Annotated in this window: 10 protein-coding genes; 7 read left to right on the forward strand and 3 right to left on the reverse strand. The window is 39.7% G+C overall.

Translation table 11 applies throughout. The features are described from left to right. Positions 1-80 precede the first annotated feature (80 nt). From FFM70_RS07630 to FFM70_RS07640, 3 genes are all read left to right on the forward strand, one after another. A complete protein-coding gene (locus FFM70_RS07630) occupies positions 81-1,514 on the forward strand; it encodes a branched-chain amino acid transporter BcaP (RefSeq protein WP_137616257.1) in 1,434 nt (477 codons plus the stop codon). A 183-nt stretch (positions 1,515-1,697) separates the two neighbouring features. Further along, complete coding sequence (locus tag FFM70_RS07635; protein ID WP_137616258.1) at positions 1,698-3,725, forward strand: KUP/HAK/KT family potassium transporter; 2,028 nt, start codon at positions 1,698-1,700, stop codon at positions 3,723-3,725. 275 nt (positions 3,726-4,000) lie between these two features. Then, the gene (locus FFM70_RS07640; protein WP_137616259.1) at positions 4,001-6,622 is read left to right on the forward strand and encodes a PRD domain-containing protein; all 2,622 of its coding nucleotides are present in this window, start codon (positions 4,001-4,003) and stop codon (positions 6,620-6,622) included. 51 nt (positions 6,623-6,673) lie between these two features. Here the strand turns inward: FFM70_RS07640 and FFM70_RS07645 are convergent, their stop codons facing one another. Continuing rightward, positions 6,674-7,114 (reverse strand): DUF3284 domain-containing protein, encoded by a 441-nt coding sequence (locus tag FFM70_RS07645; RefSeq protein ID WP_137616260.1) that lies wholly within the window; start codon positions 7,112-7,114, stop codon positions 6,674-6,676. A 310-nt stretch (positions 7,115-7,424) separates the two neighbouring features. Between FFM70_RS07645 and FFM70_RS07650 the strand changes: the two genes are divergently transcribed. The 4 genes from FFM70_RS07650 to FFM70_RS07665 are packed head-to-tail and all read left to right on the forward strand — an operon-like array spanning position 7,425 to position 10,908. Beyond that, positions 7,425-7,754, forward strand: a complete 330-nt coding sequence (locus FFM70_RS07650) for a PTS lactose/cellobiose transporter subunit IIA (protein ID WP_137616261.1) — start codon at positions 7,425-7,427, stop codon at positions 7,752-7,754. Between the two features lie 3 nt (positions 7,755-7,757). Then, complete coding sequence (locus FFM70_RS07655; RefSeq protein WP_137616262.1) at positions 7,758-8,060, forward strand: PTS sugar transporter subunit IIB; 303 nt, start codon at positions 7,758-7,760, stop codon at positions 8,058-8,060. 52 nt (positions 8,061-8,112) lie between these two features. Continuing rightward, a complete protein-coding gene (locus FFM70_RS07660) occupies positions 8,113-9,441 on the forward strand; it encodes a PTS sugar transporter subunit IIC (RefSeq protein ID WP_137616263.1) in 1,329 nt (442 codons plus the stop codon). A gap of 9 nt (positions 9,442-9,450) precedes the next feature. Beyond that, positions 9,451-10,908: a glycoside hydrolase family 1 protein gene (locus FFM70_RS07665; protein ID WP_137616264.1), complete on the forward strand. Its 1,458-nt coding sequence runs from the start codon at positions 9,451-9,453 to the stop codon at positions 10,906-10,908. A gap of 134 nt (positions 10,909-11,042) precedes the next feature. Here FFM70_RS07665 and FFM70_RS07670 read toward each other — a convergent pair whose 3' ends face one another. Together FFM70_RS07670 and FFM70_RS07675 are read right to left on the reverse strand one after the other, a co-directional pair. Then, entirely contained in the window at positions 11,043-11,516 is a 474-nt protein-coding gene (locus tag FFM70_RS07670) for a VOC family protein (protein WP_137616265.1), read from the reverse strand. A 14-nt stretch (positions 11,517-11,530) separates the two neighbouring features. After that, positions 11,531-11,803, reverse strand: a complete 273-nt coding sequence (locus FFM70_RS07675; protein WP_137616266.1) for a hypothetical protein — start codon at positions 11,801-11,803, stop codon at positions 11,531-11,533. Positions 11,804-11,880 lie beyond the last annotated feature (77 nt).

Here is an 11,880-nt window from a genome sequence, read left to right on the forward strand (position 1 = left end):
TATTTAGGTCAAAACGACCACATCATTATTTTAATAACTGATTAGAATAAGAGCCACTAAATCGAAATGGGGCGATTTTAATGGATCTTACACACACGCATTTGTTAAGAAAAAAGGATATTGGGGAAATGTTAGCCAATTATCACAGTCCGTTGAAAAAAGAACTCAAAACTTTTGATCTGACCATGTTAGGCATTGGGGCCATCATTGGGACCGGGATTTTCGTTTTAACCGGGACCGGGGCTTTGACTGCTGGGCCAGGCTTAATGATCTCATTCGTTTTAGCCGCCATCGCTTGCTTATTCGCGTCGCTCTGTTACGCCGAATTTGCCGCAATGGTTCCAGAAAGTGGGTCCGCCTACACGTATTCTTACACAACCTTGGGCGAAATCGTCGCCTTCATCATTGGTTGGGACCTGATGCTAGAATATCTCTTCGCTGTTTCAACCGTTTCTGCTGGCTGGTCCGGCTATTTTCAATCTTTCCTCGCTGGGTTCGGCTTAAAGCTTCCAACGATTTTAACCGCCGCACCGGGATCAACTCCTGGCGTCACCAGCTATTTCAACTTACCCGCCTTCGCCATTATTTTACTCATTACCTGCCTATTATCATTAGGTGTCAAAGAGACTAAGCGCGTCAACAATATCATGGTTATCATCAAGATTGCCGTCGTCTTACTCTTTATCTTCACGGCGATTCGCTTCGTTAAACCCGCTAACTGGACGCCATTATTGCCTTATGGGATGAAAGGAGTGTTCGGGGCCGCGTCGAGTGTCTTCTTTGCTTTCATTGGCTTTGATGCCATTTCTTCTAGTGTTGAGGAAACGCTGGAACCATCGAAGACCTTGCCACGTTCAATGCTCCTCTCACTCGGCATTTGCACGATTCTCTACGTGGCCGTTTCCGCTATTATGACTGGCGTCGTACCTTTCCGGATGTTTGCGAAATATATCGATCATCCCATCTCAGCCGTCCTTGTCCTATCTGGTCAAAATTGGATGGCCGGCGTGGTCGACTTGGGTGCGATTCTGGGCATGACCACCGTCATGTTGGTCTGCCTGTATGGTCAAACGCGGATTTCGTTCTCCATGTCACGCGATGGCTTGATCTCACCATTATTCAGCCGTATCAGCAAAAAGAGTGGTGCGCCAGTGGCCTCAACCGTCTTATTCGGGGTAATTGCCGCGGTTATCGGCGGCTTCATTCCATTAGCTGACCTCGCTGAATTGGTTAACATTGGGACATTGACTGCGTTCTTGCTCGTCTCATTCTCAATCCTACGACTTCGAAAAACCCAGCCAAACTTACGGCGGCCTTTCCGTACACCGTGGGTCCCATTTGTCCCAATCATGTCCATCATTAGCTGTATCTTCCTGCTGATCAACTTGAAGCCGGTCACTTGGTTACGGTTCATCATCTGGTTAGCTATCGGCATGGTGGTTTACTTTACCTACTCGATCAAGCATTCAAAATTGAGCCCAGCACAATTAGCAAAAACCAAAGCTGAGAAATAGCACCATCAACGGCTACCGATTTTGGTAGCCGTTTTTTAGTTGAGAAATGACAGTCACTTAACACAACCACCCGCCTAAAAGCCATAATTTATTTTATTTTGGCCCATAACTTTATCTGTCTTGATTGAAAACTAGTATAGTATGAGGCACCAATTAGATTGGGATCATTGGGGGGCTGTCACGATGGAAAAGCAACAGGTTCAATCACGAACATTATTTGGGATGTTGATTACATTAGGGGTCGTCTACGGTGATATCGGGACGTCCCCACTTTATGTGATGAACGCAATTATTAACGATGCCGGCACGTTGAAACATGCCACGCCAGCGTACGTGATTGGCTGTGTTTCGCTTATTTTTTGGACACTCATGCTGATTACAACGATCAAGTACGTTTTGATTGCCTTGCGCGCCGATAACCACCATGAAGGCGGCATCTTTGCACTCTACGCACTCGTGCGCCATCGTGCCAAATGGTTGATCCTAGTGGCTTTGATTGGCGGCGCAGCACTCTTGGCGGATGGTACGCTGACCCCAGCGGTAACGGTCACTTCAGCGGTCGAAGGGTTACGCGGCTTACCAGCCATGGCGAGCTTCAGCCAGCATCCGTGGCTCGTACCACTAACGGTCACCGGTATTCTGTTATTTTTGTTCATGATTCAAGGCTTCGGGACGGCCATCATCGGTAAATCCTTTGGCCCACTCATGCTGCTCTGGTTCACCGGAATCGGCGTGATGGGCGCTGTCAATATTTTACAAGCGCCAGCGATTCTCAAAGCCTTTTCACCAATTTATGTGATACAGGTCCTATTCAGTCCAACCAACAAAATGGGGATTTTCATTCTCGGTAGTGTCTTCCTCGCAACTACGGGCGCTGAAGCCCTGTATTCCGACATGGGTCACGTTGGCAAAGCCAACATTGATGCCACTTGGCCAATCGTTTACTTAGCGCTAATCCTGAACTATCTTGGTCAGGGTGCTTGGATCATACGGCATTACCAAGGCAGTGCGTTCCGCAACGCCAGCAACCTTAACCCATTCTACGAAATGATTCCCGCCGAACTGCGGATTGCGGCCATCGTGCTCGCCACGGTTGCCGCCATTATTGCCTCGCAAGCCTTGATTACCGGCTCTTACACGTTAGTAGATGAAGCAATCGGGTTAAAATTTTTACCACGCATGATCATTAAACATCCTAGCCAAGTTCGTAGCCAAATTTATATCGGTGCCATTAACTGGTTACTCTGTGGGGTCACGCTAATTATCGTCTGGCTATTTCAGACCTCTGCCCACATGGAAGCGGCTTATGGGCTCGCCATCACAATTACCATGCTGATGACGACCGTCTTGCTCACTCAGTGGGTCCTAACTAAGGGCCATCGTGGCTGGGCCACAACTCTTGGCCTCAGCTTCGGAACGCTTGAAGTCATTTTTCTCACGGCTAGCCTAACGAAATTTATTCACGGCGGCTACCTGACCCTTGGCTTAACACTACTCATCTTCTTAGTCATGGTGGCGTGGTACTTTGGCAATCGTCGGCGACTACATTATAACCAGGATAATGAATTGGTGAGTCTGCTGGACTATCGCCAACAGTTAACCCAGCTCAGCCACGATGATTGCCTGCCGCTTTTTGCGACTAACTTGGTTTATTTAGCCAAGGTCGATGCGCATTATCGCCTGAAACGAACCATTTTATATTCCATTTTGGATAAGCGCCCTAAACGTGCCAAAGTTTACTGGTTCATCACAATCAACGAGACTAACCAGCCGTACGATTGCAACTACACGGTCGACATGCTTGGCACACGCAATATCGTCGAAGTACAACTTAACTTAGGTTTCAAAAAGTCCCAACATGTCACGATTTATTTACGTGAGATCGTGACTAATCTAATTGCCAATCGCATTATTGATCCGCAGCACCCCCACTTTGGAACCGAAAAGAATCGCGAAGTGGGCGACTTTAAGTTCGTCGTTCAGAATCAGCAGATCATGGACCTCGCCAGTTATCCAACCATGCGCCAGCTCGACCGCCTTTTGATTGGCGGACGTGTCCTATTGCAAAATATCACCCCGTCCCCCGCTATTTGGTATGGTCTCGAATTCAGTGACGTTTTGGAAGAAACCACGCCACTCTTCACGATTCCTGCCACGGACATTACCTTGACGAATCGCGCTGTCCGGCATCAAATGCAACCACCACGTTAAAATCAAGAATACAAACAAGTCAGTATCCCTCATAAAGATGGACAACATAGCCTTCAACTTGGTGAGTCTGTAAGATCATCCTGAAGATACTAAAAATTAGCACAATAAATCCAAAGAGGGTTTATTGTGCTAATTTTAGTATCTTTCATGTTAAACACCTTAAGCTAAAACATCTTTCAAAAGTTATAATTATAAACTCAAGATACATCGTTAGTTAACTGGTAAAATAATCCCGATGAGTTAGATTTATATTTTTCACACAGGGGGAAATACTAATGGGTCAGTCAAACCAGAATAGAATATTCGACTATATAAAAAAACGGGCATATAACGAAAATCAGCAAAAAAATATTTTGACAACAAAAACAATTGCAGATGCACTCGACATGCAACGTCCAAACGTCAGTACGATTCTTAATCGGTTAGTCAACGAAGGTAAACTTGTAAAAACAACAACACGTCCAGTCCAATACAGCTTGGCTGAAGGCTTAACAACAATGAATACCTTTGAAAATTTAATTGGATATGGGGGAAGTCTTCAGGATCAAATCAAACAAGCGAAAGCTGCAGTTCTTTATCCAGCCGGCTGCTTAAACATTAAAATACTGGCAGAAGCAGGTACTGGTATGTCAGTATTTACAAAAGAAATAATCAATTTTGCAAAGCAAAACCAAGTTATCAAAAGTAACAGCCCTAAAATCGTAGTCGATTGTCAAAAATATCTTAATAGTAACCTTGAGTTAGACGAAATTCTTTTCGGTACTACCAAAAGCTCAATAAATACATGCTTTCATAAAGCTTATGGTGGCGTTATTTTAATTGAGCACTACGAGTGCTTGACTATAGAACAAAAAACAAGATTAAATAATTTGTTAGATCCACAAGGCACCTTATCACAATATTTAAAGGTAAATAAGTTTCAAAAGCCGTTAATCATATTGGCATGTACATTACCGGAAAGTACTACTATTGACGATAAGTTTCCTATTACGATTCAATTGCCGAATTTGAAAGAACGGCCATTACTAGAAAAGCTATCATTAATCAATCATTTTTTTAGCATGGAAGGTCATATCTCACACTGCACCATCAAAGTACCAACTCTAGTTTTGAAAGCCCTATTATTATCGTCATACAAGCATAATGTCAAAGAATTATTATCTACCGTCAGAGTAGCTTGTGCCAATGCCTATGTGCGAGTGATAACTGAGAATAAGTCTACAATGACTATTTGCTTAGATGATCTTACTTCAAAAGTTCAAGAATCACTGTTAAATACACGCCACAACTCCCTAGACTTAGATAACTTATTCGGTGGTGTTGAAAAAATCATTTATGATGTAGATGGGTCTGCTAACGGTATCCAGCCAACGCTAGTCACTGAAGACTTATATGACTACATCAATTTTCAGTACGCTTTACTCGTAAAAAAAGGAATCAGTCCAAATCACCTAAAAGATTTAGCTAGCGAGCATATGCAAAAAATCTTAAACTCTTTTAATTATCATGATTCATTAGATACCATAGAGGGATACCAAAGATTAGCAAAGTTAGTAAACCCAAAGATTATCTCGATTATCCAAGAATGGCTACATGATTGCCAAAGACAATTGGATAAAACGTTTGAGAATAGCGTATATTACGGTTTGTGTCTGCATATCAACTCATTGCTAACAACACGTATTAAACAGAACAGTATCAACCCTAATCAGGTAAAAAAACTAATTCAAGAATATCCTGATGAATATCAGGCAACAGTTAAATTAATACAAATACTGGATACACAGTTGAATATTAAATTGCCGCATGAAGAAAGCGCTTTAATAATTATGTTTCTGATTTCTTCAAACCATCCGGTCAAACAAGGACGACCCGTGTTGTTATACATCCTGCACGGAACCGGTGCGGCTAAATCACTAGCTGAAACAACCAATGTTTTAAATCAAACACATTATGCAACCGGTTATGATATGGACCTCAACAAGGATACAAAGACTGCTCTTCAAGAAATTAAGACATTGATTAACAAAATTAATCAAGGGCCTGGTGTAATTGTTATTTACGATATGGGTTCAATCAAGATCATGCTTGATATGATTAGTAATGAAATCAAAGTGCCTATCCGAGCTGTTCAGATTCCCATTACATTAATTGGCATTGACACCGCGCGTAAATGCTCTTTAGACACAAACATTGACAACGTATTCCATCTCGTAACGACCGAAATTAACCAAGTCATCAAAGATAAACAACGGAAACCCCAAATAATTATTACCCTTTGCCATACTGGCGAAGGTGGTGCAAAGCAACTAAAAAATTACATTGATCAATATTCAAAGCTCGCTATTCCAGTTACAGCACTGGCAGTTTCTGACAAGACAAAATTAATTAAAAGCATCCAAGATATTCAAAAAATTTATCACATTCACGCATTGGTTGGCACCTATGACCCCAACCTCTTTGGTATACCATTTATTCCAATTAACAAAGTCTTTGAACATTCTCAAATTGACTTGGACAACCTATTAATGTTCCAACCAATACTGTCACAGCAATTTGCCTACGATCAAATCTATGCTTATTTTGAAGAGCAATTTAAGTATGCTTCAATCTCAAAATTAAAACGTGTATTACCTGAAATTATAGATGATTTAACTGTCATTTATACGCTATCAAAAGAACAACAAATTGGTCTATTCGTTCATCTAGGCAGTCTCATTGAACGTATTCAACGAGGCGATGAATTAGTTCTGTACAAAAAGCAAAAAATTAACAATGAATTTTCCAGTGATTATAAAAAGATAGCTAGCATACTAAAAAGATTGGAACAAACTTTTCACATCATTATTCCTGATGAAGAAATCACTACTATCGTTACGATTATTAAACAATTATGATTCCTTAGTTTATTTAATTCTCAATAAAATATATTTGCATGCAGTTCGAAACTATAACATCGTTATATCTTTCCATTTTTTGATTTTTTCTTCTAATTCCAAAACTGTTTTTGACATTTGTCCTAGCATGATTGCTTGGCTCCACCAACATAATAACTTTGTATGCTTTTGTGGCTCATAACTTAAGATATTTTCCAATAGTGTAACTCTAACCTGCTTAGGACCGATACTTGCTGTTTGGTAGCTTACAGTAATCGTTTCAAGTGGTGTTTTTGTGGTCACTTGATATACTTTGCCGCGTTGATAGTCCTCGATTATGATCAATACATCCGCCTTGGCCTTAATATTACGCTTACGATACCTAAGCCCTTTCTTAATTTCATTGGCCGATATTCTCCGATGGGTATTTTCATAAATCTCAGTAATCAATTGTTTTTCTAGATAATCATAAAAATCAAGCACAGCAATATCCAGTGTTCTAACAATTTTCATGCCTCAATTATACGAACATCGGTACAGAAAAGCTTGTAAAACACTGTGACTAAATAACGACAAATTCGCGGATACTGATACTCAATTCATTGGGCATTATACACAATAGACTTTTTCATATTTTTTTTAATACGCTAAGTACTATTTGGACTAAATAGATTACCACCATTTTAATTACACCACCTAGGATCACAGATAACACTCTAAAATTCATACACAAAGCAATGAAAGCGCTTTTGATAAATAGAATCTTTATCGCTAGTATAGAATTTGCGAAACGGACAAATAAGAAAGCAGGTGGAAAATGGTCATGGAAGAATACAACTCGGAAGCACAAAATATTGCAATGCAAATTATTGCATACTCTGGTGAGGGACGAACACTCGCCTTTCAAGCGTTGAATGCCGCACAAGCTGGGAATTTCATCGAAGCACAAAAACTATTGAAAGAATCAGAAGTTGCAATTGGTCAAGCACATGATGTGCAAACAGAATTACTAGTAGCAGAAGCTAACGGCGAGCAAACTCCATTTAGTATTTTATTGATACACTCGCAAGACCACTTTATGACAAGTATGCTGGCCGGTGAATTAATTAAAGAAATGATACGTATGTCCAAAAATCAGAACGGAGGGAACTAAAATATGAAACAAATGAATATTTTACTAGTGTGTGCTGGTGGTATGTCTACTAGTATTCTAATGAAAAAGCTTCAGGCCTACAGTGACAGTCGAGGAATAAATGATCAAATTAAAGCGGTAGGTCTATCCGTCTATGAAGATGTCTACCAAGACTTTGACGTCGTGCTATTAGGTCCTCAAGTTTCTTATCGTATGGAGGAAGTTCAGAAAACAACTAACTTACCGACCGCTTCAATCCCACCGCTAGATTATGCAGTAGGCAATAGTGAGAGTATTTTCAAATTAGCTGAGGACATCCTGAGTTAATCAAAACTAATCCAAGTTTGACTAACCATGTTTTTTACTAGGAGGAAGCGTAATGGAACGATTTTTTAATAGCAGTTTCATGTCTGGCTTACAAAAGTTTGGACAAAAACTAGGATCAAACAAATTTGTGACTGCACTACAAGCCGCAATGATGTCCCTCATGGGCATTTTAATGGTCGGCGCTATCTTTCAAATCCTAATGTCAGTATTAGGACCAACCATGCTTGGTGTCTTAAAAGCCGACAGTACAATTTTTGAGTATTTGAACATTCCTTATCAGTTTTCAATGCAAACCCTCTCAATTTGGGTTGTTCTATTCTTAGCCTTTCACTATGCGAAAAACTTAAAGATGCAAGTTCCAATAATGAATGCCATCAACGCCCTATTTGCCTTTTTTCTTGTAGCAGGAACACTGATTTTCTCAAAAACAGGAACCTCAATCAATATGACTTATTTAGGTGCCCAAGGAATGTTTATTGGCTTCGTTGTAGTCTTTATCTCAGTTCGCATTGAAAAATTTTGCTTAGCTAAGGACATCCGTATTAAGATGCCTGATGTCGTACCACAATTTTTACAGGACGGTTTCTCATCAATTCTACCTTTATTTTTCAATGCACTAATCTTCTTAAGTGCTTCTTACTTGGTTGACATTATGAGTGCCGGAAAATACACTATTACATCCGGATTTATGGCATTATTATCGGCGCCTTTAAGTGCACTGACTTCAACTGTCGGTATTTTCATTTTATGTATTTTTGGTGCAATTCTTTGGACCTTTGGTATTCACGGTACTATGATTCTGATCCCAATTGTCATGCCACTGTTGATTCAAGCCATCACCTCTAACGCAGCGCTACATGCAGCAGGTCAACCTGGTGTCTTTTATCCAATTATGTTATTTCCATACATGGCTATAGTCGGAGGTGCAGGTAATACGTTACCGTTAGCATTATTATCACTCCGTTCAAAATCCAAACAATTAAGTGCTGTCGGAAAAATTTCTGCAATTCCAGGCTGGTTTCGTATTAATGAACCAATGACATTTGGTATTCCAATCATGTATAACCCAATCATGAGTATTCCTTACATTTTAAACGTTCCTGTTGTAATGCTATGTGCATTACTCCTCTTCAAAATTGGTTTCTTTGTCCCAAGCTGGATTGTTATTACCGCATTACTACCAATGGGATTTGGCAGTTATTTAAGCACTTTAAGTTGGCGTAATGCCTTGGGGGATTACCTCATGATAATTCCATCAACCTTAATCTGGTACCCCTTCTTTAAAGTTTACGAAAAGCAATTAATTCAAAAAGAGCAAGAAGTTGCTGAGGCTGAAGCTATCAAAAATACAAAAACACTTACTGTTGAGACTGAAGAATAGGAGAATACTATGGGCTTTCCAAAAACATTCATGTGGGGCGGAGCGACTGCCGCCAATCAAATCGAAGGTGCTTATAACGTGGCCGGTCGTGGCCTTTCAGTTAGAGATGTAATGACCGCAGGATCCTTAAAGAAGCGACGTACAATAACCTACGAAAATACTGACGGGACACCTGGTCGAGGACTAGTATTGCCTAAAGGTGCACATGGAAAAATATTTGAAGATGAGTACTATCCTAACCATGAAGGTATTGATTTTTATCATCACTACAAAGAAGATATTGCACTTTTTGCAGAAATGGGCTTCAAAATGTTTAGATTGTCACTATCATGGTCACGTATTTTCCCAAATGGTAATGAAGAAGAACCCAATCAAGCCGGTTTAGATTTCTACCACAGCGTCTTTGACGAACTAAAAAAATATGATATTGAACCACTAGTTACAATCTCGCATTTTGAACTTCCCCTATATCTAGAAGAACGCTACGGTGGTTGGAGCAATCGGAAATTAATTGATTATTATGTCCATTTTGCACAGACGGTTCTCACTGAATACCAGCATGAGGTTAGATATTGGTTGACATTCAATGAAATTAATACGACCGTCATGTTTTTAGCAATTCGTTCTGGTAAGACAGATGACAACTCCTATCAAGACGCCTATCAACAGCTACATTATCAGTTAGTTGCCAGTGCAAAAGCCGTTCAAATCGGACACCACATTAACAATGATTTCATAATCGGCTGTATGATTTGTGGTATTGTATCTTACCCTTTGACTCCTGATCCCAAAGACATTTTAAAAGACCGTTACGCTTGGGAACAAAACATTTTCTACAGTGGTGATGTACAATGCTTAGGCGAGTATCCAACCTTTGCTAAGCGACTTTGGCATGAACACAATGTTACTTTGGATATAACTGCATCCGATTTGAATGAACTGAAAAAAGGTACGGTCGATCTGTACACATTCTCATATTATATGTCGAGTATTAGCACCACTCACGACACTGACAATATGGTTGGTGGTAACTTCTCCATGGGTGCAAAAAATCCATATTTAAAGTACTCACAATGGCAATGGGCAGATGATCCAATGGGACTACAATATTATTTAGAGGTCATTTATGATCGCTACAAACTACCGATGATGATTGTCGAAAACGGATTAGGTGCTAACGATGTTGTAACCAAGGATGAAAAAATTCACGATAATTATCGAATTGACTACATGAAAAAGCATATTCTGGCAATGAAAACTGCCTTAAATAATGGTGTAAACTTAATTGGCTATACTAGTTGGGGCTGTATTGATTTGGTCTCTGCAGGAACTGGTCAAATGTCTAAGCGCTATGGCTTTATCTATGTGGATCAAGATGATACTGGTGCAGGTTCCATGAAACGTATCCGAAAAGATAGTTTTTATTGGTACCAAAAAGTGATTGCTACCAATGGCGAGACGCTTTAACTATCATCACATCGAAGATTTGAACAAAAAAGAAGTCCAGCACCAGAAGCTTAGGGTGCTGGACTTCTTTATCATTGTTTAATCAGATTACTACAAATCCACTGCTAATAACTATTACCGTATATCATTAGCCATTAACAGTTTCCCTCTACTTGGACTGAATTTTCAGTATATTGCATAATCTCAATTTTATTCCCGTCAGGATCATGAATCCAAAATTGATACGTGTGTGACGGTCCTTTAGAAATATCATTGTCAATTTCAACACCTGCCATTTTCAGCTCATGTTTTGTCTGAAAAATATCATCTACTAATAAGGCAAAATGGGAATATCCTAGATTCTCATTCCATTCTGAATGTGCTTGTTGTCCTTCAACTTTAGGGAAAAATTCAACAAATTGTCCAGAAGAAATTTCAATATAGATAATGCAAATATCATCCGGATTCGTCAGTGCTTTTTTGCTAAAAAAGAGATTATTAGAATTTTTGTAGGCTCTGTATCGAACAATCATTTTTGGTTTTAATCCTAATTTGTTTTCGTAAAACATTCGAATCTCATCCAGATTATCAGTAAAAAAGGAAACATGCATGATACTATTAAATTTCATCTAACGTATTCTTTCTATAAATCTGCTTTAGCAGCCGCTTTTTCTGAATTAGCAATATCCATCTTAATAAATGGGTAATAGGTAATCATTCCAATTGCTAGTACCAATGCTTGCACAATCAAAATTTTCCAATCACCAGTTATTAGGACACCAGAAATTGGTGCTGGCGTTGCCCATGGAACTTCGGCAAATGGCCGTGCAACAAAACCAATCATAACCGAAATGTATCCAATCACTGGACCAACAACTCCATTGAAGATAAATGGAATCATCAAAACAGGATTCATGTGCACTGTACCCTGTCAAGTTGACACTTGAAATAATATAAAATTTGTTTGTCTTGTCTGTTTTATGAAATGGCTTG

This window comes from Lactiplantibacillus nangangensis, from assembly GCF_005405065.1.
GTDB lineage: Bacteria > Bacillota > Bacilli > Lactobacillales > Lactobacillaceae > Lactiplantibacillus > Lactiplantibacillus nangangensis.

What these genes read in the sequence shown, in the direction of transcription:
- FFM70_RS07630 (WP_137616257.1), top strand. Translation starts at nt 81, where the DNA reads ATGGATCTTACACACACGCATTTGTTAAGAAAAAAGGATATTGGGGAA.
- FFM70_RS07635 (WP_137616258.1), top strand. Translation starts at nt 1,698, where the DNA reads ATGGAAAAGCAACAGGTTCAATCACGAACATTATTTGGGATGTTGATT.
- FFM70_RS07640 (WP_137616259.1), top strand. Translation starts at nt 4,001, where the DNA reads ATGGGTCAGTCAAACCAGAATAGAATATTCGACTATATAAAAAAACGG.
- FFM70_RS07645 (WP_137616260.1), bottom strand. Translation starts at nt 7,114, where the DNA reads ATGAAAATTGTTAGAACACTGGATATTGCTGTGCTTGATTTTTATGAT.
- FFM70_RS07650 (WP_137616261.1), top strand. Translation starts at nt 7,425, where the DNA reads ATGGAAGAATACAACTCGGAAGCACAAAATATTGCAATGCAAATTATT.
- FFM70_RS07655 (WP_137616262.1), top strand. Translation starts at nt 7,758, where the DNA reads ATGAAACAAATGAATATTTTACTAGTGTGTGCTGGTGGTATGTCTACT.
- FFM70_RS07660 (WP_137616263.1), top strand. Translation starts at nt 8,113, where the DNA reads ATGGAACGATTTTTTAATAGCAGTTTCATGTCTGGCTTACAAAAGTTT.
- FFM70_RS07665 (WP_137616264.1), top strand. Translation starts at nt 9,451, where the DNA reads ATGGGCTTTCCAAAAACATTCATGTGGGGCGGAGCGACTGCCGCCAAT.
- FFM70_RS07670 (WP_137616265.1), bottom strand. Translation starts at nt 11,516, where the DNA reads ATGAAATTTAATAGTATCATGCATGTTTCCTTTTTTACTGATAATCTG.
- FFM70_RS07675 (WP_137616266.1), bottom strand. Translation starts at nt 11,803, where the DNA reads ATGAATCCTGTTTTGATGATTCCATTTATCTTCAATGGAGTTGTTGGT.